The organism is Bradyrhizobium sp. USDA 4510 (assembly GCF_054059095.1).
In genome coordinates this window covers 6717397-6737924 of record NZ_JBSSBT010000001.1, presented here as the reverse complement: position 1 = coordinate 6737924, position 20528 = coordinate 6717397, and the positions used below count along the sequence as shown (strand labels likewise).

The following is a 20528-nucleotide window of genomic DNA, read 5'->3' as shown; positions in this document are numbered from 1 at the left end:
AGCCCAAGCGTTCAATACGAATCTCGTTGGAACGGCCGGGAACAGGCGGGTCTGCCCGCCGGCAGGCACACCGGCGCGCGGCGCAATTCGCGGTTCGGCGCGCTCAGATCGTGGGGCGCAGGGGACCGCGCGCCAGCGTCAGCAAGGCGTCGGCGAGCGCCTCCGCGGCCTTGTCCGGCCGTCCTTTCTCGTAGATGGCGAATTCCAGATCGGGAAGCGGCGGCAGGCCGTCGCCAATTCCGAGAACGCGCAGGCCCGTGGTGACCGCGCTGAGCGGCAGCGGGGTGACGGCAAGTCCCGCGACGGCGGCGGCACGGACGCCGGTCAGGCTCGGGCTGGTATAGACGATCTCCCAGCCGAGCTCGCCGTCGCGCAGCGCGGAGAGTGCGGCGTCGCGCGACACCGATCGTTCGCGGTACAGCGCCAGCGGCAGCGGCGCGCCGGGAACGAGATCGAACGTTTCCGCCGCGGTCCACACCAGCGGTTCGCGCCACACCAGACGGCCTTTCGACGTTCCGAGCGGCCGCTTGGCGAACACCAGGTCGAGCCGGCCCGCATCGAGCTGCTCGATCAGTTCGGCGCTGACACCGATCTGCACCTCGAGCTTGACCCCGCGATGCAGCGCGGCGAAGCGGCCCAGCGCCGACGGCAATGAGCCGCCGGCGACTTCCTCGACCACGCCGAGACGAACCGAGCCGGACAGCCGCGGCGCCACCAGCCGCTGCCGCGCCGCTTCCTCGAGCTGCAGCAAACGCCGCGCATCGCCGAGCAGCATCTCGCCTTCGTCGGTCAGCGCGACGCTGCGCGTCGTGCGCCGGAACAGCGGCCGCCGGGTCTCGAGCTCGAGCCGCTTGATCTGCTGGCTGATGGTCGACTGGGTCAGATGCAATTGCTCGGCGGCGCGGTGGAAGCCGCCGCAATCGGCGACCGCGACGAAGGCCCGCAAAAGTTCGAGGTCGAGCATCGATTAATCCATATCTGTAATCAATCATATTATAGAATATCGTTTCTATTATCAATTCCGCCCCGCCTACCTTCGCTTCAGATGATCAAGCAAGGAGAGGCCATCATGTCGGAGACGACACCACGAACCGATCGCACGGCGCGCCTGGCGCGCGCGCGAACTGTCTGCGGCACAAACGGAAAGGTCTGCCCGACCGACCGCGCGGTCGAGCTGCTCGAGGCGGTCATCGCATCCGGCGACCGGGTGGCGCTCGAGGGCGACAACCAGAAGCAGGCGGACTTCCTGGCCGCGTGCCTCGCCGGGGTGGACCCGTCGCGGGTGCATGATCTGCACATGGTGCAGTCGGTGCTGGCGCTTCCCGATCATCTCGCGGTGTTCGAGCGCGGCATCGCCAACCGCCTGGACTTCGCCTTTGCCGGCCCGCAGAGCCGCCGCCTTGCCGAGCTCGTTGCCGCCAAGGCGCTGCGGATCGGTGCGATCCATACCTATCTCGAGCTTTACGCGCGGATGCTGGTGGACCTGACGCCGCAGGTTGCGCTCATCGTGGCCGACAAGGCCGATCGCGACGGCAATCTGTACACCGGTCCGAACACCGAGGACACGCCGACCATCGCCGAGGCCGCGGCGTTCCGCGGTGGCGTCGTCGTGGCGCAGGTCAACGAGATCGTCGATCGTCTGCCGCGCGTCGACATCCCCGGCGACTGGGTCGATGTCGTGGTGCCCGGTCCGAAGCCGTATGCGATCGATCCGCTGTTCACGCGCGATCCCGCCAAGGTCAGGGACGAGAACGTCCTGATGGCGATGATGGCGATATCGGCGGTGTATGAGCCTTATCAGGTGACACGGCTCAATCACGGCATCGGCTATGCCACCGCGGCGATCGAGCTGATCCTGCCGACCTTTGCCGCCAAGCGCGGGCTGAAGGGCAAGGTCGCGCGGAATTTCGTGCTCAACCCGCATCCGACGCTGATCCCCGCCATCGAAGCCGGCTTCGTCGACAACGTCTATTGCTTCGGCTCGGAGCTCGGCATGGAGCGATTTGTCGCCAGCCGTCCCGACGTGTTTCCGGTCGGCGCCGACGGCAATCTGCGCTCCAACCGCGCGCTGGCGCAGGTCGCCGGACAATATGCCTGCGACCTGTTCGTCGGCGGCACCTTGCAGATCGATCCCGAGGGCAACAGCTCGACCGCCACCAAGGACCGCATCACGGGCTTCGGCGGCGCGCCGAACATGGGCGCCGATCCGCGCGGCCGACGCCACGACAGCGTTGCCTGGTTGCGTGCCGGCGAGGAAGCAGGCGAGCGTCTGCGCGGCCGCAAGCTCGTGGTGCAGATGGTCCAGACCTGGCAGCCGAACGGCGCGCCGAGCTTCGTCGAGCGCCTCGACGCGTTCGACCTCGCGGCCTCGGCCGGCTTTGCGCTGCCGCCGGTCATGATCCATGGCGACGATGTCAGCCACGTGATCACCGAACGCGGCGTTTGCAACCTGTTGCGTTGCCGCTCGCCGCAGGAGCGCGAGGCCGCCCTGCGCGCGGTCGCCGGCGACACCGAGTTCGGCCGGCGGCAGGACGCCGGGACGACCGACGGCCTGCGCCGCCGCGGCATCGTGATGCTGCCGTCCGATCTCGGCCTCGACGTCGAGACGGCGACGCGCGACTGGCTCGCCGCGAAATCGATCGACGACCTCGTCACTGCATCGGGCGGCCTCTACGTGCCGCCTGCCAAATTCCGCCGCTAGAAGGAGGCTCCCATGACCCACGCCGAGCACATCCCAGGCGGTCCACCGGCCTCACTCGACAAAGCGAGGCAACTCGCCGCGGCATTGTTGTCCGAGCGCGGCGAAGCGTCGGGCGCCCTGATCGCGCGCCAATTGCAGCAGACCATGCGCGCGCTCGATGCCACCGGCCGGCACGGCTTTCAACGTTATCTGGCGAGCGCGTTTCAGCCCGACGCGGCGGCGCTGCAGGATGCGGCGAAGCGTTATCTTGCCGACGGCACCGCGGCGGCCGCGGCCGATTTGGCCGACGCCGCGGATCCGCCGCGCCAGGAGGTGTTGCGGCGGATGAACATGGCGCCCGGCGGCACGGCGAGCCTGATCGCGATGCGCAGCGAGATCGCCGGCCGTTTCGGCTCCGAACCGGAGCTGAAGCTGCTCGATGCCGATCTCAAGCATCTGTTCGTCTCATGGTTCAATCGCGGCTTCCTCGAGCTTCGCCGCATCGACTGGCAGTCGCCGGCCGCCGTGCTCGAGAAGCTGATCGCCCATGAGGCGGTGCACGAGATCAAGGGCTGGGACGATCTGCGCCGCCGCCTTGCGCCCGACCGCCGCTGCTTTGCCTTCTTCCACCCCGCGCTGCCCGGCGAGCCGCTGATTTTCGTCGAGGTCGCGCTGGTGCAGGGATTGGCCACCGCCGTGCCACCGCTGCTGGTGCAGGATGCGGATCAAGACAGCGCAGGCCTCAGGGCCGCGCATGCCGACACCGCGATCTTCTATTCGATCTCCAACTGCCAGGACGGACTGCGCGGCGTGTCGTTCGGCAATTTCCTGATCAAGCAGGTGGTCGAGGAGCTGCAAACGGAATTCCCGCAGCTGAAGCACTTCTCCACGCTGTCGCCGATCCCGGGCTTCCGGCGCTGGCTCAGCCAGCAGCCGCAATCCGGCGGCAACGAGGTCGCGATGCTGCGCGAGCTGGAGCGCGAGGGCTGGTGGCACGACGCGGCGACCTGCGAGACCTGGCGTCCGGTCCTGATGAAGCTGTGCGCGCAATATCTCACGCGCTCGCCGGCGTCAGGAAATCGCATCGATCCGGTGGCGCGCTTCCATCTCGGCAACGGTGCCCGGCTGGAGCGGATCAATTGGCTCGGCAACACGGCCGACCGCGCGATGGCGGAATCCTTCGGCATCATGGTCAACTATCTTTACGATCACGACAGCATCGAGCGTAACCATGAGGCCTTTGCGCGCGTAGGAGAGATTGTCCGTTCACCGCAGGTGGACGCGCTTCTCTGATTTTCAACTCAGCATACAACAACGGAGCAGTAACATGATGATGAACAGACGCGCCTTCTCGACCGCCTTGCTCGCTGGAGCCGCGGCTTCATTGGTGTCCACGCGCGGCATGGCCGCCACCACGCCGCCGGTCAAGGCGCGCAACGTCGTGCTGGTGCACGGCCTGTTCGCCGATGGCTCCTGCTGGTCCGAGGTCATTCCGCGGCTGCAGGCCGCCGGGCTCAACGTCACGTCGGTGCAGAATCCGTTGACCACGCTGCCTGAAGCGGTTGCCTCCGCGCAGCGGGTGCTCGATCGCCAGGATGGTCCGACCGTGCTGGTCGGTCATTCCTTCTCCGGCATGATCGTCACCGAGGCCGGCGTGCATCCGAATGTCTCGGCGCTGGTCTATGTCGCGGCGCGCGCACCCGATGCGGACGAGGATTACACCGCGCTGGCCAAGACCTATCCGACGCCGCCAGCGAGCGCCGGCATCGTGTTCGACGGCGACGAGGGTCGGCTCGGCGAAGAAGCGTTCCTGCGCGATTTCGCCGGCGACCTGCCGGAGGCGAAGGCGAAGGTGCTCTATGCCGTGCAGCAGCCGTTCCAAAAGCAACTGCTGGCCGGCAAGACCAGCCATGCGGCCTGGCGCAGCAAGCCGAGCTACTACGCCGTCTCGACCGAAGACCGCACCATCAATCCGGATCTCGAGCGTTTCATGGCCAAGCGGATGGGCGCCACCACGATCGAGGTGAAGGCCAGCCATCTCGCGCTGATCTCGCAGCCCGACGCGATCGCGCGGCTGATCCTCGACGCCGCGCGGCAGTCGAGCTGAGCGTCGGCGCCAGCCGTGCGTGGAAGAGCATCCGCTTCTCCCGCGCACGATCACGCGATTTAAAGGATATGCGCGCCATGACCGTCGAAGATGCCGCGATCGCCGGCGCGCGGCACAAGATCATGTCCGGCGGCATCGACATCCGGCGGCCGGGCGCGCTTGGTGCCGAGCGTGTTCAGCAGCGCCGCGACCGCGACCATCACAAGGACACCGGCAAGACTGAGTCCGATCTGCATCGAGAGCCGGTTCGAGATGTCGAACAGGTCGCATTGGCTGGCGAGCGCCAGCAGGACGCCGAGACAATAGATCGGCAGCGAGTTCTCGCCACAACGCCTCGCGCTGCGCAGCATCGGCGTCGTCAGTCCCTGCCAGCCCGCTGGAACGAGCCATGACACCACGATGGCAAGTGCCAGAAAATGCAGCAGCCGCAACGGGCTCAAATTCGACTTGTCCATCGGAAACAGCAGATCCGTCAGCGCCTGCGGCAGCAGCGGCGGCTTGATGCCGTGGCCCAGCGCAACGACGAGGCCGAACACAAGATAGAGCGCAGACAGAACAAGCGCAGGGCGCGACTTCAGCCATCCCTGGATGGTCCTTCCCTCGATGACGTACCATGCGCCCAGCACGACCGGAAGCTGCCAGGCCAGCGGGTTGAAGAACCAGACGCCGTCGGGCCAGGCAGGAATGCTCCAGCCGAAGACGTGCACCAGCGCGTAAAGCGACATCGAAAGACCAAGCGCCAGGTTCGGCGCTCGCAGCAGCAGCCACAGCAGCGGTGCGAACAACACGTGACAGATCACAAAGACCGGCAGCACGTCGGTATTGACAGGGTGGAATTGCAGCACCGCGGCGTGCGCAAGCGCTGCGCCCGGACGTTCGAACAGAACCCGCGTATTGCTGTCGTCGGCGAGGCGATCGCTGCCCGCGAGGTAGACGACGATCGCGCAGGCGAGCGTCAGCAGCAGAAAGGCGGCATAAATATCCCATCCTCGCCGCAGCGAACGGCCGATCATGCCGCGCCAGCCGTCGCGCTGACGCGCTCTGCCGTAGGCCAGGGCGCAGGTGACGCCCGAGATGAACATGAAGATTTCGGCGGCATCGCAGAAGCCGTAGTTGCGCAGGGTCAGCCAGCTTCCGACGTTGTCTGGAATGTGATCGAGAAAGATCCACCACAACGCGATTCCGCGACAGACATCGATGCGCGGGTCGCGGCCGGTCGATCTGAACTCCGGCGGGGTCTCGCCGAGCAATCGCTTCGAGCTGCGGGTTCGATCGTGCATCTGTCGATCTGTCTGGCGGGCGCGCGCGGCCTCATCGGACCCAGGTCCATGAGACGCTCGGGTGCTCCGAGGCGTGCGCGTGCCGGACTAGCCTCCGGTCAACCTGTATGATTATGCGTTGCGGCTACCCGAGGGTTGGCGGCGCTTCCGCCGGCCATCCGCAATCACGGGGGCCGGGTGGATCGCTATCCTCCGACGGCGCCGCCTGCGCGACGTCGCCGATGTCCGGCAACAAATGCTGCTTTCGCATTTCGGCGAGGCGGGCACGACAGTATTCACGATAAAGCATGTCGAATATGATGGACATGATCGAACGCCTTCTTGATCACCAGGTTGACTTTCCCACGTGACAGATTTCGACCATTTCAACCGGCGGCGATAACCGACAGTGCCGCAGGCAGTCCGACGCAACCAAAATCGATATCAGTCGTCCTACTGAATGACCTGCGCGTGGCGACTTAGCCAGGAGACCGCGTACAGGGGCATGACACTGATTTGCGCTATACTCTGCCAGGAATGTTTGAAACGGATCCGATGGCAGCAATTACAAATAGAGCGATCGCGACTGCTTCTTCTTAAAAGGGAAATTTGCCGCGATTTTCATGATGTCATTATATACGTAATATTTTGACCACCAAGTGAATTAGTTCACATCAGCATCAATCACAGGCGAACAAGACTAGCAGACCGGTAACGTGGCTTCTTGGACTCATGCGCACGGATCGGGCGAAGACCGGTGCGTGAATCGCAAAATGCAGATACCGATTGTGGAGTGCCGCAACATTTCATTCCGACGTTTTGTGAAGGCTGGAGGTCCCCATGCCGATGGACGCAGCCAATTTCGCATCGTATCGATTTTCGACGTGCGAGCTTCCGGAACGCATTCGTATCCCGCTCTGGCGCGAGCACTTTGGCCGATGCATCGTGCACGCCGATATCGAGCCTCTATCGAACGTTTCATTCCAGGCCGATGCGTCGCTGCGAGCGGTTCAGGGTTTGCGCATGCTGGCGCTGAAGGGCACGTCGATGCGGTTCAAGCGTTTGCAGGCGAACCTTGCCGATGGCGATGACTCCATCGGGGTCATCTTCTGCTCTCCGGGCAGATGTCAGCTATCGCAGCGCGGCCGGGACGCCGATTTTCGCGCCGGCGACGCAATTGCAATTCTGCATTCCGAGCCCGCCAGCGTCACCTATATCGACGGGTTGCAATTCGGCCTGGCCGTGCCGCGCGAGGCGCTTGCGCAGCGCGTGACCGACGTCGAAGGTCTGGTCATGCGGCCGATTTGCCACCGGACAGAAGCATTCCGACTGTTCATCTCATATCTGAAATCGGTGCTTAAGACGAAAGCGCTGAGCGCGCCGAAGCTTCGCGATACAGTCGTGACCCATATCCACGATCTCATCGCGCTCGCGATCGGCGAGTGTGCTGCGTTGGGCGAGAGCAGCGCGAGCGCCGTCGTCGCTGCGCGGCATCGTGCTATGCTCGACTACATCGCCGCACACTTTGAGGAGCCCGGGCTCAACGTTCAAACGGTTGCGCGTGGCCAGGGCATCTCGCCGCGCTATCTGCAGCGCCTGATGGCGTCATCAGGCCCGTCGTTCACCGAGCGCTTGAATGAATTGCGCCTCCAGCGGGCGCTCAAATTGCTCACCGAGCCAGATGCCGGCCGTCGGCGAATTTCCGATATCGCGCTCGAGGTCGGTTTCTCGGATGTTTCGCATTTCAACCGTCTGTTCCGAGCCCGCTTCGGCGATTCGCCACGCGGTGTGCGGCTCGCACGAAAGGGCTCTCACTGAGCCGCCGCCCCTGATCGGCATGTGCGCGAGATGCTGCCTGGGGGCGCTCCGGAGCGAAGGGCGAGGTGGGTTGAGGCCGGCTGCAAGTCTCGTTGGGGCAAAACCCGACGTTGGGGCGGGCCCGAGCCTCGAACGCCTCTCGCGGCTGTGCGCGCATTAGCTTATGTGAATCGACACAACTTATGTGAATCGAAGCGCTATGGTGGCGGCTCTGCTCCCGGAGTGGCGAGCCATTGGTCGATCTGGACGGCGCGCTCGGCCTCGCGGGCCTTCTTGAGAAGTCGTTCCCGCTCGGTGCCGGGAGGCAGATGCGAAGCCCTCGCGCGGGCCGCTTCCTCCAGCTGAATGAGGCGGTATGCGAGCGTCGTGGTTTGCTTGAAGCGATTACGGCGTTTCATGTGTGCAATTGGTGTTTTCAACCCTGATGTAGGTCCGAACCGCGCTCGTCGTCGTTTGTTCCTATTGAACGGCGGGGCGTGGCCTGTCCTGGTCGCGTCCTTGAGAGCACCATGCGGCGGGCCGGCCAAGGAATGCCGGACATCGGCCGGCAGCGTCGGTCTGCGGGAAGCGAGCCGAGCCGAGATGAGAACGATCACTCCCCGTCAGACGCTCGTCGAAGCCAGCGGGATGCGGAAGAGCTCGCTATCGCCCGCATCGCGAACCGAAATGAAATTGCCGTCGCGAACCATCTCCGGCTTTTCAGTCCCGATCCGGTGAGCGATGAAGCTGCCGTGATCCTGGGCGTCCTTGTCGTCGGCACAGTCGTGACCGACGACGTCGTGTGCGGGGATGTCGCCCGCGAGATGGAAGAAGTATCTGGGCATCTAGGTCAGCTTGTCCAAATTGCCGAACGGCTTCGCGGGCGGCGCGTTCTCGGCCTTCTTGATCTGCTGCGCGCCTTCCTCGGCAAGCCTGCCATCGTTGATGATCTCGGCGATGAGCTGCTTGACCCGTCCGCCGATCCTGTCTGCAATGCCTGTCATGGCTTACCTTTGTTCGTGCTGCCGCCCGCTGCCTCTCACGACTGAAGTATCGCTCGCGGAGAATGTTCCTCCGAGGGGTGACGACCGATCCATCCAAGAAAGGAACAAATGGCTGTCCGGAAGATTGGATCGCCAGCAACGGCCGAGGCTCAGGCCGAGCGGTTGACGCGAGAAGTTCAGTGACGAAGCGCCTGACCAGGAAAGAGCAGTTCGATCGATCGAAGATCAACATGCACGATCTGCTTCAGGTGAGATGCTGGACACATGCCCTCGGCGTGTCGCGCGAACAGCTGCGTAAAGCCGTCGAGAAGGTCGGTGACTCGGCCGTGACGGTTCGCAAGGAGCTCGGAATTCCCGAGGAATGACATGGCCACCGAACAGCAGATCCGGGACTACGCGCGGCAGCTCTGGGAGAAGGCCGGAAAGCCCGACGGCAGGGACGAGGAATTCCGGCACGCGGCCGAGGTCGAGCTGAATGCGGAGAGCGAAAGTCCGGACGCGCCAACACTGGACCAGCCGAACAAGACGTCGATTCCCGGATGAACGCCTTGGCGCGAGGAGCGCGCCGGCAACGCGATTGATCGGGATCCTCCGTTAGGAACATTGCCATTCTGTCGCGGTTCTCGAAACGCCGCATGGAGCGGTGAGGAGGACGTTATGAAGAAGCTGGTTCTGATTTCTGTTGCCGCCGTATTGGCGTCGACGGGCGCTTTTGCCCAGAGCACGATTGTCGGCACGACCGGTGCCGGACATGCCGCCACAGTGCAGATCGAGCCGCAATATCGCACGCGAATCCACAGCTATGTGACCGAACACAAGATCCGTCCCGTCGAGACGCGGGAGAGGATCGTCGTCGGCTCGCCTGTGCCGCGCGAGGTCGAGCTTGAAGCGGTGCCTGCCGATTGGGGTCCGTCGCTCACCAGATATCGCTATGTCTATACCGGCCAGCGCGTGATGCTGGTCGATCCCGACACCCGTACGGTCGTGCAGGAAGTCGAGTGAGGCCGCTCTGATGGCGGGCCGCCTGCAACGGCGGCGGCCCGCGCTCAGCCGGAACGTCCGATCCGCGGGCAAGCGCCGTTCCGTCAGCGGCCATCGACCGCGTCGGCCGTCAGAGACCGATGCTGGCCACAGCCGCTTCCGCGACGCCCTTCGCGTCGAGGGCGCCGGTCTTGCCGATCTCGATGACCTTGCGGGCCACGATCTCGCAAAGCGGATCGTTGCGATCGACCAGACCCATCGAATGCAGCGCCAAGCTGAACGCCCTGTTGAAGAGCTCGATTTGCTCCGGCGTGTATTCGCCCGTCTTCAGCAAGCGATTGATCGGCATTGTCGAGCCCCACAGCAAGCAGCCAAGTGATGTGGCTATAGCATGGAACCGTCGCGATCGGCACCCGGCTTTTCCCTGCGCGCCCTACAACAGTGAAGGCGGAACGAACAGCAAAGCTCGGGCAAATCATGTCGCGAGAATGCGATCGTGTGACCACAAAAACCGCGCCACACACTCAGTGTCGTCCCTGCGAAAGCCGGACCCATTACCCCAACTCTCAATTGTTGCGCGACGCTGGGGCCACGATCCCGTTCATTACCAAATGCAGTGGTTATGGGTCCTGGCTTTCGCCAGGACGACGATAAAGTGTGGTGTGCGCGGTCGCCCGCTCAAAGCGCAGCTACGGATCGTGGCAATGTGCTCAGCTCGAGCCAGTCGCCCCGCGCACCACGCGCTTGATCTTGTCGGTGGTATAGGTCTGCCCGCCGATCGAGAGCAGCGGCGGGGAGGCGGTCAGGTCGACGGAGTCGACAACGCCCTGCACCTCGGTCGAGATGGCGATCGGGTTGCCCTTGGAATCCTTGCCGGTGGCGGTCAGCGTGTAGGAGCCGGCCGGCCATTGCGTGCCGTCATTGCCCTTGCCGTCCCAGACGAAGCTGGCGTTGCCCTGCTTCAGGCTGAAATTGCCGGAATAGGCGGTCTGGCCGGTCGCGCTGGTGATCGTGATGGTGGCGCTGGTGGCTTGCGGGGACACTAGATTCCAGGTCGCGGATTTGTCGAACTGGGTCTTGCTGCCGTCGACCGCGACTGTGTTGCCGACATAGACCAGCGCCTGGGTCGACTGCGCGCTCTTCTCGATCTCGATCAGCGACTTCAGCTGATCGTTGGATTTCAGTTGCTGCTCGACGCCCGCGAACTGCACCAGCTGCTGGGTGAACTGGTTGGTGTCGAGCGGGTCGAGCGGGTTCTGGTTCTGCAATTGCGTGGTCAGCAGCGTCAAGAAGGTCTGGAAATTGTCGGCGATGCCCTGCGAGGAGGTCGTCAGGCCGCTGCCGCTGCTGCTTCCAGAGTTCGTTCCGTTGCTGGTGCCCGGTGCTGAGACGACGGGCGTCGGCATGGTTGCATCGACTGCCATGGTGAACTCCTTACACTCTGATATCGACGCCGCCGAGGGCGCCGGTTGCACGGCCGTAGGAGCGGCCCGCCGCTGCGGCGGGAACGCTGTCCTCCTCGGTGACGATCAAACGATGGGCGTTCGGATTGGACTGGCCATTGTTGTTCTGGCCCGACTGCGACTGGTCGCGCAGGCTGAACTGCAATCCGCCATTGCCGGTCGAGAGGCCGGCATTGTCGAGCGCGCGCTGCAGCTGGTTGGCGTCCTGGCGCAGCATCGACAGCGTTTCAGGGCGTTCGACGGTGAGATGCGAGGTGACCTGGCCGTTGCGATCGACATCGATGCGGACATCGATGCGGCCGAGCTCGGCGGGGTCGAGCCGGATCTCGAAGCGACTCTTGCCGCTCTTGGCGGAGGCGGCGATCTGCATCGCAAGCCCGCTGAGCGGCACGGCGGCGCTCTGCGCGGCGTTGGTCACGGTCAATTGTGCGGTCGCAGACGGCGTCGTCTGGGTGGTCGCCAATTGGGTCTGGAACGTATTGGGCGCCTGAGCGCTGGAATCGGGCGTCGCGAGCGGGGATTGCACAGCCGCCTGGCCGCCGACCGTCGGCGCGGCGTTGCCGTCGCCCTTCGCATCGGACTTGATGGCATCGGCTGCACCGTCCGCGGCGGCCTTCGCCTTGCCGGCGGCGGCGGCCGATTGCGCGACCGCGGGGACGATGTTGGTCGGAGCGGCCTGCGCGGTGTTGGCGTTGCCCTGGGCTGCGCCGTCCTGATCGGCAGGCGCCGTCGCGGCCGCGTCCGTCGTGGCGACCTGCGCCTTGGCCTGCGTCGTCGTCTTCGCGGCGGGCGTTCCGGCGGCAAGCGTGGCGGCGAGTGCCGCATCGCCGGTCGCCGTCGCGGCGCCCGGAACCGTCGTCGCATCGGCGGTGGTGATGATCTGCGCGTCGGTTTTGACGCCGGCTGCCTTCGCGACCTTGTCGGCGTTCGCTGTGGTGGCCGCCGCCGCTGCGGTGTCGGCGCCGGCAGGCGCGCCGCTGCCGGCCGCCGCACCGGTGCCGGCGATGGCCGAGCTTGCCGCGATGGCCGCCGCCGCGATCGCGAGTGGTGCGGCCGGCTGGTCGGACGGCGCGGTGGCCGCCGGTGTCGGGGCGGTCGCCGGTGTCGCGGCAACAGGAGCAATCACGGCATTCACGGTTGCCGCACCGGGATCCTGCTGCGCAGTAGCCTGCGTCGCGTCCGGCTTGTCACTGGTCGATTTCGCATCGGAGCTCGATGTCGAGTCGTCCGATTTCGATTTCGACTTGGTCTTGGACGGCGCGTCGCTGTCGCTGTCGACCTTGTTGTCGTCCCGAGAACTGCCGGAATCCCGCGACGTCCGGTCGGGGCCCGTGCGGGTGTCGCGGCGGCGTGCGTCGGTCGTCGAGGGCGGATCGTCGGACCGCCGCGAGGGCGCCGGCTGGGAGTCATAGCGGCTGCTGTCGTTGGTGGACGCAGTGTTGCTGTCGACCAGCGCGGCAAAGCCGTCGTTCCCCGCCTGCGAAGCGGGATCGGGCCGCGCCGACCGCTGCGTCGCGCCCTGAAAAGACCGGCCTGCCAATGCTTCCGACGTGACGCTGACCACTGCCAACCCTCGCAAATGAGACTTCCGGCGTTTTGTCAGCAAGGAGTGGGCCAACAAGGGGGCGGCAATAAATAGTTAGTTATTTCAGTTGGTTACGGACCGTCTTGGTCGGCTGAAGCGGGGTCCCGACAGGTCTCCTTTTTGCCCGGCGGCAAGATTTGCCGTCCGCGCGCGGCACCGCACGGCTTCCGCGGATTGCCTCACCGGAATACGGCCTATATTAAAGGTGGCCTCCAACGCGTCCGAACCGACCGAAGCGGCCTTGGATGTGTTCTAAGGCTCTCTGGACAAAAGGCTTTTTTCAATATCGTCGCGGAGCGTCTAAGCTCGCCGCGACAGTGACCAATGACCGCTTAAAGATGCTCAACAGTCTGGATCTCGAAGGCCGCCCTGAAGACACACGGATCGTCGTTGCCATGTCCGGCGGCGTCGACTCGTCGGTGACGGCTGCGCTGTTGAAGTCGCAGGGTTACGACGTGGTCGGGATCACGCTGCAGCTCTACGACCATGGCGCCGCGACCCATCGCAAGGGCGCCTGCTGCGCCGGCCGCGACATCCATGACGCGCGCAATGTCGCCGAGCGGATCGGCATCCCGCATTACGTGCTCGACTACGAAAGCCGCTTCAAGCAATCGGTGATCGACAATTTCGCCGACAGCTACGCGCTCGGCGAGACGCCGGTGCCGTGCATCGAGTGCAACCGTTCGGTCAAGTTTCGCGACCTGCTCGCGACCGCGCGCGAGCTCGGGGCGCAGGCGCTCGCTACCGGCCACTATGTCGCCTCGCGGCGGCTTGCCGACGGATCGCGCTCGCTGGTCTGTGCCGCGGATGCCGATCGCGACCAGAGCTATTTCCTGTTCGCGACCACGCGCGAGCAGCTCGACTTCCTGCGCTTCCCGCTCGGTGACATGACCAAGCCGCAGACCCGCGAGTTGGCGCGGCGCTTCGATCTCGAGGTCGCCGACAAGCAGGACAGCCAGGACATCTGCTTTGTGCCGACCGGCCGCTACACCGACATCATCGGACGGCTGAAGCCGAATGCGATCGCGCCGGGCGACATCGTCGATCTCGACGGTCATGTGATCGGCCAGCACCAGGGCATCGTTCATTTCACCGTCGGCCAGCGCAAGGGGCTCGGCATTGCCTCCGGCAGCCCGCTCTATGTGGTCAAGCTCGATGCGGCGACGCGCCGTGTCGTGGTCGGGCCGCGCGAGGCACTGCGGATGGATCGCATCGCGCTGCGCGACGTCAACTGGATCGGCGACGGCGCGCTGGATCGGGTGATCGGCGAGGGCATCGAGATCTATGTCCGCGTGCGTTCGACGCGCGCGCCGCAGCCGGCGTGGTTGCGCGCCGTCGATGGCGGCTATGAGGTCGAGCTCGTCGCCGGCGAGGAGGGCGTGTCGCCCGGCCAGGCCTGCGTGTTCTACGACGCCGCCTCCGGGCAGGCGCGTGTGCTCGGCGGCGGCTTCATCAGGAGTGCAAGCGCAAGCCGCGCAATACGGGCCGCGACGCAGGACGCGTTGGCGCCGCTTGCGGAAGCGGTTCGCGGATAGACAGAAGAAACGTCGGGGCAGGGGAATGGCTGGGGACATCGACCGCGAAGGGGTCGAAAAGGCGTATGGCCGCTGGGCACCGATCTACGATCTGGTGTTCGGCAAGGTGTTCGATCAGGGCCGTCAGTCGACGATCGCGGAAGCCGACCGGATCGGCGGCCGCGTGCTCGATGTCGGCGTCGGCACCGGGCTCTCGCTGTCGGAATACAAGCGCACCACAAAACTATGCGGCGTCGATATTTCCGAGCCGATGCTGCGGCGGGCGCTCAAGCGCGTGCGCACGCAGGGCCTGACCAATGTCGAGGCGCTGGCGGTGATGGACGCCAAGAATCTCGCATTTCCGGATGCGTTCTTCGACGCGGTGGTCGCGCAATATGTCATCACCGCGGTGCCGGATCCCGAGGCGACGCTCGACGATTTCATCCGCGTGCTGAAGCCCGGCGGCGAGCTGATCCTGGTCAATCACATCGGCGCCGAGAGCGGCCCCCGCCGCGTCTTCGAGCTTGCCTTCGCGCCGCTGGCACGGCGGCTCGGCTGGCGTCCGGAGTTTCCGTGGGAACGGCTGACCAATTGGGCGGCGAAGCATGGCGGGGTCAGCCTTGCGGAGCGCCGGCCGATGCCGCCGATGGGGCATTTCTCGCTGATCCGCTTCCGCAAATCGTGAGGTTGCGGCGATTTTGCGAGGGAACATCGACGCGTCGTCACGGTTTTCTCGTCATGAGGATCAGTCGAACACTCGCTTTATCCTGTGTGCTGATGCTGGCACCCGCTGTTGCCGCGGCGCAGGCGCCGCCGACATCAGCCACGCCGCCGGCACAGACCGCGCCGCCGGCGCCGCAGCGCGCCGCCGCGAATTGCGCGCCGCAGCAGCAGCCGTCGCATCCCGGCGCGCCGGCTCCCGAGGGAACCACCACCGGGCAGAGCAGCCAGCCGCTGGGCGACAAGCTCGCCAAATCCGACGGGGTGTTGTGCCCGCCGGCCGGGGTCGATCCCGAAATGCGTGCGCCGACCCCGCAAGGCGGCAACACGCCGGTGATTCCGCCGCCCGGCAGCCCCGGTGGCGACCCATCGGTGAGGCCGAAATAGCCTCTGCCTGCAATAAGTTGCTGCCCCGTCCGGGTTTGCTTGACAGGCGCGCATGCCACTCTTTATATGCCGCGCGTTCGCACCCGCGGCTCACCAGCCGCCGATGGCGAGCCCATGGCGGGGTAGCTCAGCTGGTTAGAGCACGGGAATCATAATCCTGGGGTCGGGGGTTCGAGTCCCTCCCCCGCTACCATCTTTCCCCACACTCCTTTGACTTGGTTTGGATAGGCCTTTTCCCCGAGCAGGGCGTTTAGCCGGCCTGCTATCTCCACGGCTACACCACCTGGGCGGCCTGGATCGCGGAACACGGTGACCGACTCAACCAAGTCTCTGATCGCTTCTGCGGCCTCTCCGTCGCCCGCACTGACACCTTTACCAAGTGCTTCTTCAAGCCGACCGAGTTGCTCCTCATATCGTTTGAGGATGGCCGGATGCAGTGCGACTTCCTTCAGGGCGGGTGGTTCACTCTGCAACTCCTCAGATATCCGCTTTCGTTCGGCATCTAAGGCAGTCGATCGCGGTCCGAAAACGGATGGATCGCCATGTCCTTTCGCGATCGCATCCACCAGTCGTTCGATTTCCCGGTTTATTTGCCCAAGCTGCTGCTCAAGGCGCTGCCGTTTTGCATGTGAGGTGGCCGCGAGGCGCTTCCGCTCCTCAAGATACGTGCGTACGTATTCTGAGATAACCTTCGGTGCGCGCAATTCGGCCTTTAGTCCGTTGAGGACTGCGCTCTCGACAGTGTCTAAATAAAAAGTCTTGGCGTCCGGACACGTGCCGCTCTCCGTCGCCGCCGAGCAGCGAATGCGAACGCGCCCTGATTTGTCCCGCCCATTGGTTGCCATGCCCGAGCCGCACGAGCCGCAACGGAGCAGGCCAGACAGCATCCGACGAGGCCGGCGTTGATGGCTGGGGTGGGTGTGACCGCGTTCCTCTTTGCGCTGCTGAGCTGCTCTAAATAGCTCTGGATTGACAATTGCAAGATGCGGCACTTCAGCCACCTGCCAGTCACTCTTAGGATTTGGTCGTGACAGGCGCTTTCCCGAGTCGGGATCTTTCACCATCCTGACTTTGTTCCAGACGAGGCGCCCTACATAAAGCTCGTTCTGCAGAATGCCGGCACCTCTTTCGAGATTGCCATTGATAGTTGAGGCATTCCATGCCCGCCCTCGCGGAGGTGATACCCTCTCTTTGTTGAGATCGTGCGCGATTTCGCGAGGCGTCCGACCGTCCACGTATTCCTGGAAGATGCGCCGGATCACTTGTGCCTCGGCCTCGACGATGACCCGTTCGCCACTCTTTCCAGCGACCGCAGCGTATCCGTATGTTAGGCCACCTCCCGCCAAACCCTGCTTGACCCGGCCTGCTTGGCCACGCCGCACCTTGTGCGCGTTGTCCTCGCGATAGAGTTGTCCAACGAGGCCGCGAAGACCGACCAGCACGGTATTCACGACGCCTTCGTGGACTGCCCGGATCTCGATGCCGAGAAAAGATAGTCGCTTATGGATACCTGCTAGATCTTCCATATCGCGAGAGAGGCGATCGAGCGCTTCGACGATCACCACGTCAAAGGATCTCTCCCGCGCTTGGTCTAACATCCGCAGAAGGCCTTCGCGTCCCATGACCGAGCCACCTGAACGAGCCCGATCTTCATGGCTGCTGATAACCGTTAAACCTTCGCGCTCTGCATAGGCTTGACAAAGTGAAAGCTGATCTTCAATCGAGCGCTCGTTCTGAAGATCGGTTGAGAATCGAGCATAGATCGTCGCTCTCTTCCTTTTCTCTTCGATCGGCGAGCTCTCTTTCATGATCTTCCCTCGCGGCCAGACGAGCAAGTACGCGCGCAAGGCGTAAGATCGCCTTGTCTGGATTCGTCTGCAAGGACAATTTGCGAGGCGCTTCACGCACGATCGAACCTCTAGGTGATCGCGCAACTCAACGAGGTGCACACACCTGCGCTGGCGCCACACCACAAAATGTCGGCGTCGGAGATCATCCAGAGCATCATGCTTGGGCGGTGCCTAAGCGGAATGGCCGCTATGAGCTCGTCGTGCAATTGGATGCCGCGGCGAAGAAAAAGGGATAGAGTTCAGAAGGCCTTCACCGCCGAAGTGCGTGCTGCTAGGCACCCCTGCTCATGCAGACGAGCCGGGCCAGAGATCCGTAAGGTCTCCATCGCAGGACTCTCCTCACGATGATCATCAGGCGGATCGACTTTACCCTCTCAAGGCTGAAACAGGGGTTCGATTCCCCTAGGGAGCGCCAGCGGCTCTAGAAGCGCTGATAGATCAAAAACATCCTGCAAATCATGGCTTTGTCTGCTGTCGGGTGGTAGCAGAGAGTAGTAGCTTTGACGCGCGCGCTGATGGGACTGATCAAGGACAGACACGGGACTTACCACGCTCAGCGCAAGGTGCCGGAACGCCTGCAGGAGGCGGTTGCGCGTGTGCTCAATTCCGGCCGCGACCGCCAAGTCTTCCTCAAGAAATCGCTCGGCACCAAGAAGCTCAAGGACGCAAACGTAGCTGCCACGCACGTCTTGGCTGATTTCGACCGAACATTTGCCGCTGCCGAGGAGCTGCTCAAGAAGCGTCCTGTCATTCCCTCACTGACCGATGGCCAGATCAAGCGCATGGCCGAAAGCTTCTACGCCAGCACGTTGGCGAACGACGAAGAGGAGCGCCAAGAGGGAACTGGATCGGAGGCAATCTTCCAGAGCGTTGCGGAGCAGCTTAACCTCGGCGCGATGCCTCACTGTGGCTGGCGCATTCGCGAAAAATTTTCTCGTCGCCCTTAGTGTCCGGAAGTATTCGAACCGCCGCTGACGTGCGCTGTCGTACGCGAGCGCCCTCGGATGTTCGCATTGACGTTGCTCGTCACACAGAGCCAACTCTCGTCCTGTCGAGCTTTATGCGGATAGGAGGGCCACGTGAGATACGATCGACGAGATCGTGCACGAAGGTGGTCGGCGGGAACTTCATCGCCGCGAGGTCCACGTCGCTCGGCGTCTTGCAGCGCGCGCACCTGATCTCCAGCCAGGGGAAGCCTCCATTCACGGCCTGATCGATGGTCGGCGACGGATCGATCGGTTCGCCGTCGCTCCACATCCGCTCGTTCCAGCTTTCGCAAAGCAGCCTGTCCGCTTGCTGGATCATCGCCTCGCCTTTGGCCCGCATCTCCGCCGATTGGGTTGCCAGGATGCTAGCCATCGCGCGTGCCTTGCCGAGCTCTTTCGTCAGAGCCTTGCGATCGCCGCCCGACAGCGGCGTAGGGTAATACTTCGGGGCCATCCGGACATCCAGGCGCAAAGAGATCGGATCGGCAAATCCAGAGCGACTACGGTGTCTCGAACGCGGGCCAGCACCCGTCTTCTTCATGCCTGCCGGTGCGCTGCTGGCAGGTGTTGTCGAGCAGCCGCTGCGCGACGTCCCTCCAGACAGCGTTGGCGCCATACAAGCGGACGGCATCGGCGGTCTGGATTTCCACGGTCCGCTCGCACCGGCGGCAGGAGACGCGCAGCACGTGGGCCTTGATTTCCGAAAGGCGTCGCTGCCGGCCTGGGCCACGGTCGCGCCGGCGCGAGGATCTTTGAGGACCGATTCCCAATATTCGGCCGGAAGGGGGGCATCTGGACCCGCAGCGGGCGGCGCTCGTCTACGGTCGGCTTCAGCGGTCAGTTTTTCCATCTGCTTCGGGGTCGGCATGCGCCAGCTCGCGGGTCGGTCGGTCATGCCCGAATTAGAACATATCAAGAACAAATGTCGAGTCCGACCTAGCAGCCGGTGAGAAAAATCCTCCTGTAGGACGTGCCGCGATGTCGGAACCAAGCCGGTTCGTTCGTCTTGAATCCGGTATCAGTATCGGAGTTCCCCCGGCATGGCCCCCCGCGCTAACTGGAAAGGCTTTCTGCGTCTTTCCCTCGTCACCTGTCCGGTCGCGCTGTATCCGGCCACGTCCGAATCCGAAAAGGTCTCATTCAACCAGCTGAATCGAAAGACCGGCCATCGGATCAAGTACGCCAAGGTGGATGCCGACACTGGCGAGGAGGTCGACAACGAGGACATCGTCAAAGGCTACAAGGTCGACACGGACACCTTCATCGAGGTGACGAAGGAAGGGCTTGAGAACGTCGCGCTGGAATCAACGCGAACGATCGAAATCGACGAGTTCGTCGACCGGAGTGAGATCGACCCACGGTATCTGATCCGCCCCTACTATCTGTGCCCGGATGGCAAGGTTGGGCACGACGCCTTCGCAGTCATCCGCGAAACCATCCGCGAGATGAACAAGGTCGCCATCGGACGCGTCGTGCTGACGAACCGCGAGCACATCATTGCGCTTGAGCCTCTGGACAAGGGGCTGATGGGGACGCTGCTGCGCTATCCTTACGAAGTGCGTTCCGCGGACGAGTATTTCGACGATATCCAGGATGTCAAAGTCACCAAGTACATGCTCGATCTCGCAAAGCACATCGTCAATCAGAAGGCAGGGCATTTCGAGCCGGACAAGTTCGAAGACCAGTACGAGACCGCGCTCATCGATCTGATCAACCAGAAGCGCGCCGGCAAGCCCATCACCGCGAAAGCGCGTCCTCGCGGCGAGAACGTGGTGGACCTGATGGACGCGCTGCGAAAGAGCATCGGCAGAGAGGGCGCGGCCGCGACAGAGGCACCCAAGAAATCAGGAAAAAAGCCGCGCAAGGCGGCGCCCGGGCAGAAGGAAATGCTGATGCCGATCGCAGGCAAGAAGCCGGCGAAGGAGACCGCGGCGAAGAAGCCGGCGGCCAAGCCGCAGCGGAAGTCGGCTTAGGTGTCGTGAAGCATCCGGTGACGCCGGACGGCCACTCCTTCGTCGTTCCGCGGCAGGCTCTGGCGAATGGCAAATCCCATCTCGACCAAGTCACGCGAGATCATCTCGTCGGCCGTCTACTGGCGGCCCGGCGGGGCGGTGCGCGCGCCAGGAAGGCGACCGAGCGCGAGGCCGAAGTAACGGTGCATAGGACCGTGGACGAGGCTAAGCAGGCGCTGGGCG

Annotated in this window: 19 protein-coding genes, 2 tRNA genes and 3 pseudogenes; 15 read left to right on the top strand and 9 right to left on the bottom strand. The window is 64.0% G+C overall.

Annotated features, from left to right (window positions below; translation table 11 throughout):
* Positions 1–103 precede the first annotated feature (103 nt).
* Positions 104–964, bottom strand: a complete 861-nt coding sequence (locus tag ACVMDN_RS31400) for a LysR substrate-binding domain-containing protein (protein WP_076830010.1) — start codon at positions 962–964, stop codon at positions 104–106.
* Positions 965–1045: 81 nt separating this feature from the next.
* Between ACVMDN_RS31400 and mdcA the strand changes: the two genes are divergently transcribed.
* The 3 genes from mdcA to ACVMDN_RS31385 are packed head-to-tail and all read left to right on the top strand — an operon-like array spanning position 1046 to position 4787.
* On the top strand, positions 1046–2701 hold the full coding sequence (mdcA, locus tag ACVMDN_RS31395) for a malonate decarboxylase subunit alpha (RefSeq protein ID WP_141342574.1): 1656 nt from the start codon (positions 1046–1048) through the stop codon (positions 2699–2701).
* A 12-nt stretch (positions 2702–2713) separates the two neighbouring features.
* Complete coding sequence (locus ACVMDN_RS31390; RefSeq protein WP_083715111.1) at positions 2714–3973, top strand: malonyl-CoA decarboxylase; 1260 nt, start codon at positions 2714–2716, stop codon at positions 3971–3973.
* A gap of 34 nt (positions 3974–4007) precedes the next feature.
* Positions 4008–4787 carry an alpha/beta fold hydrolase gene (locus ACVMDN_RS31385; RefSeq protein WP_076830013.1) on the top strand — a complete coding sequence of 260 codons (780 nt, stop codon included), beginning with the start codon at positions 4008–4010 and terminating at the stop codon, positions 4785–4787.
* A 59-nt stretch (positions 4788–4846) separates the two neighbouring features.
* On the opposite strand, the gene ACVMDN_RS31380 is transcribed toward ACVMDN_RS31385, so the two are convergent.
* Entirely contained in the window at positions 4847–6067 is a 1221-nt protein-coding gene (locus ACVMDN_RS31380) for an OpgC family protein (RefSeq protein WP_076830014.1), read from the bottom strand.
* Between the two features lie 819 nt (positions 6068–6886).
* On the opposite strand from ACVMDN_RS31380, the gene ACVMDN_RS31375 reads away from it, so the two are divergent.
* Positions 6887–7864 carry a helix-turn-helix transcriptional regulator gene (locus ACVMDN_RS31375; RefSeq protein ID WP_057017331.1) on the top strand — a complete coding sequence of 326 codons (978 nt, stop codon included), beginning with the start codon at positions 6887–6889 and terminating at the stop codon, positions 7862–7864.
* Positions 7865–8061: 197 nt separating this feature from the next.
* Here the strand turns inward: ACVMDN_RS31375 and ACVMDN_RS31370 are convergent, their stop codons facing one another.
* Positions 8062–8283 carry a hypothetical protein gene (locus ACVMDN_RS31370; protein ID WP_456843665.1) on the bottom strand — a complete coding sequence of 74 codons (222 nt, stop codon included), beginning with the start codon at positions 8281–8283 and terminating at the stop codon, positions 8062–8064.
* 90 nt (positions 8284–8373) lie between these two features.
* Here ACVMDN_RS31370 and ACVMDN_RS31365 point away from each other — a divergent pair, with 90 nt between their 5' ends.
* The 4 genes from ACVMDN_RS31365 to ACVMDN_RS31350 all read left to right on the top strand — a co-directional run bounded on the left by ACVMDN_RS31365 (position 8374) and on the right by ACVMDN_RS31350 (position 9849).
* A complete protein-coding gene (locus ACVMDN_RS31365; RefSeq protein WP_456843664.1) occupies positions 8374–8892 on the top strand; it encodes a hypothetical protein in 519 nt (172 codons plus the stop codon).
* 134 nt (positions 8893–9026) lie between these two features.
* Positions 9027–9212, top strand: a complete 186-nt coding sequence (locus tag ACVMDN_RS31360; protein ID WP_028333447.1) for a DUF3606 domain-containing protein — start codon at positions 9027–9029, stop codon at positions 9210–9212.
* A gap of 1 nt (position 9213) precedes the next feature.
* Complete coding sequence (locus ACVMDN_RS31355) at positions 9214–9390, top strand: DUF2934 domain-containing protein (protein ID WP_076830016.1); 177 nt, start codon at positions 9214–9216, stop codon at positions 9388–9390.
* A gap of 114 nt (positions 9391–9504) precedes the next feature.
* Positions 9505–9849: a DUF1236 domain-containing protein gene (locus ACVMDN_RS31350; RefSeq protein WP_028333446.1), complete on the top strand. Its 345-nt coding sequence runs from the start codon at positions 9505–9507 to the stop codon at positions 9847–9849.
* Between the two features lie 109 nt (positions 9850–9958).
* On the opposite strand, the gene ACVMDN_RS31345 is transcribed toward ACVMDN_RS31350, so the two are convergent.
* From ACVMDN_RS31345 to ACVMDN_RS31335, 3 genes are all read right to left on the bottom strand, one after another.
* Positions 9959–10162 (bottom strand): hypothetical protein, encoded by a 204-nt coding sequence (locus ACVMDN_RS31345; protein WP_125459363.1) that lies wholly within the window; start codon positions 10160–10162, stop codon positions 9959–9961.
* A gap of 376 nt (positions 10163–10538) precedes the next feature.
* On the bottom strand, positions 10539–11252 hold the full coding sequence (locus ACVMDN_RS31340) for a flagellar hook assembly protein FlgD (protein WP_076830019.1): 714 nt from the start codon (positions 11250–11252) through the stop codon (positions 10539–10541).
* A 10-nt stretch (positions 11253–11262) separates the two neighbouring features.
* Positions 11263–12855 carry a flagellar hook-length control protein FliK gene (locus tag ACVMDN_RS31335; protein WP_076830022.1) on the bottom strand — a complete coding sequence of 531 codons (1593 nt, stop codon included), beginning with the start codon at positions 12853–12855 and terminating at the stop codon, positions 11263–11265.
* Positions 12856–13214: 359 nt separating this feature from the next.
* On the opposite strand from ACVMDN_RS31335, the gene mnmA reads away from it, so the two are divergent.
* The 4 genes from mnmA (at position 13215) to ACVMDN_RS31315 (ending at position 15690) form a co-directional block, all read left to right on the top strand.
* Entirely contained in the window at positions 13215–14411 is a 1197-nt protein-coding gene (gene mnmA, locus ACVMDN_RS31330; RefSeq protein WP_076830025.1) for a tRNA 2-thiouridine(34) synthase MnmA, read from the top strand.
* On the top strand, positions 14308–15075 hold the full coding sequence (locus tag ACVMDN_RS31325; protein WP_456814915.1) for a class I SAM-dependent methyltransferase: 768 nt from the start codon (positions 14308–14310) through the stop codon (positions 15073–15075). The genes mnmA and ACVMDN_RS31325 overlap by 104 nt, the downstream gene beginning before the upstream one ends.
* A gap of 53 nt (positions 15076–15128) precedes the next feature.
* Positions 15129–15497 carry a hypothetical protein gene (locus ACVMDN_RS31320; protein ID WP_076830031.1) on the top strand — a complete coding sequence of 123 codons (369 nt, stop codon included), beginning with the start codon at positions 15129–15131 and terminating at the stop codon, positions 15495–15497.
* Positions 15498–15613: 116 nt separating this feature from the next.
* Positions 15614–15690: transfer RNA gene (locus ACVMDN_RS31315), tRNA-Met, on the top strand.
* 532 nt (positions 15691–16222) lie between these two features.
* Here the strand turns inward: ACVMDN_RS31315 and ACVMDN_RS31310 are convergent.
* Positions 16223–17305 (bottom strand): annotated as a pseudogene (locus ACVMDN_RS31310) (recombinase family protein); the annotation flags it as partial.
* 387 nt (positions 17306–17692) lie between these two features.
* Between ACVMDN_RS31310 and ACVMDN_RS31305 the strand changes: the two are divergent.
* Together ACVMDN_RS31305 and ACVMDN_RS31300 are read left to right on the top strand one after the other, a co-directional pair.
* Positions 17693–17762, top strand: a tRNA-Glu gene (locus ACVMDN_RS31305).
* Between the two features lie 100 nt (positions 17763–17862).
* Positions 17863–18294, top strand: a complete 432-nt coding sequence (locus tag ACVMDN_RS31300) for a DUF6538 domain-containing protein (protein WP_076830034.1) — start codon at positions 17863–17865, stop codon at positions 18292–18294.
* A gap of 136 nt (positions 18295–18430) precedes the next feature.
* Here the strand turns inward: ACVMDN_RS31300 and ACVMDN_RS31295 are convergent.
* Together ACVMDN_RS31295 and ACVMDN_RS31290 are read right to left on the bottom strand one after the other, a co-directional pair.
* Positions 18431–18787, bottom strand: a pseudogene (locus ACVMDN_RS31295) (hypothetical protein); the annotation flags it as partial.
* Between the two features lie 46 nt (positions 18788–18833).
* Positions 18834–19228: pseudogene (locus tag ACVMDN_RS31290) on the bottom strand (hypothetical protein).
* A 145-nt stretch (positions 19229–19373) separates the two neighbouring features.
* On the opposite strand from ACVMDN_RS31290, the gene ku reads away from it, so the two are divergent.
* The gene (gene ku / locus ACVMDN_RS31285) at positions 19374–20306 is read left to right on the top strand and encodes a non-homologous end joining protein Ku (RefSeq protein WP_456834714.1); all 933 of its coding nucleotides are present in this window, start codon (positions 19374–19376) and stop codon (positions 20304–20306) included.
* The last annotated feature ends 222 nt before the right edge of the window (positions 20307–20528 follow it).

Bases quoted from the DNA above. Each gene is read 5' to 3' on its own strand.
- ACVMDN_RS31380 (WP_076830014.1), bottom strand. From the start codon at position 6,067: ATGCACGATCGAACCCGCAGCTCGAAGCGATTGCTCGGCGAGACCCCG.
- ACVMDN_RS31355 (WP_076830016.1), top strand. From the start codon at position 9,214: ATGGCCACCGAACAGCAGATCCGGGACTACGCGCGGCAGCTCTGGGAG.
- ACVMDN_RS31400 (WP_076830010.1), bottom strand. From the start codon at position 964: ATGCTCGACCTCGAACTTTTGCGGGCCTTCGTCGCGGTCGCCGATTGC.
- ACVMDN_RS31375 (WP_057017331.1), top strand. From the start codon at position 6,887: ATGCCGATGGACGCAGCCAATTTCGCATCGTATCGATTTTCGACGTGC.
- ACVMDN_RS31300 (WP_076830034.1), top strand. From the start codon at position 17,863: ATGGGACTGATCAAGGACAGACACGGGACTTACCACGCTCAGCGCAAG.
- ku (WP_456834714.1), top strand. From the start codon at position 19,374: ATGGCCCCCCGCGCTAACTGGAAAGGCTTTCTGCGTCTTTCCCTCGTC.
- ACVMDN_RS31350 (WP_028333446.1), top strand. From the start codon at position 9,505: ATGAAGAAGCTGGTTCTGATTTCTGTTGCCGCCGTATTGGCGTCGACG.
- mnmA (WP_076830025.1), top strand. From the start codon at position 13,215: ATGCTCAACAGTCTGGATCTCGAAGGCCGCCCTGAAGACACACGGATC.
- ACVMDN_RS31385 (WP_076830013.1), top strand. From the start codon at position 4,008: ATGATGATGAACAGACGCGCCTTCTCGACCGCCTTGCTCGCTGGAGCC.
- ACVMDN_RS31365 (WP_456843664.1), top strand. From the start codon at position 8,374: ATGCGGCGGGCCGGCCAAGGAATGCCGGACATCGGCCGGCAGCGTCGG.
- ACVMDN_RS31320 (WP_076830031.1), top strand. From the start codon at position 15,129: ATGAGGATCAGTCGAACACTCGCTTTATCCTGTGTGCTGATGCTGGCA.
- ACVMDN_RS31390 (WP_083715111.1), top strand. From the start codon at position 2,714: ATGACCCACGCCGAGCACATCCCAGGCGGTCCACCGGCCTCACTCGAC.
- ACVMDN_RS31340 (WP_076830019.1), bottom strand. From the start codon at position 11,252: ATGGCAGTCGATGCAACCATGCCGACGCCCGTCGTCTCAGCACCGGGC.
- mdcA (WP_141342574.1), top strand. From the start codon at position 1,046: ATGATCAAGCAAGGAGAGGCCATCATGTCGGAGACGACACCACGAACC.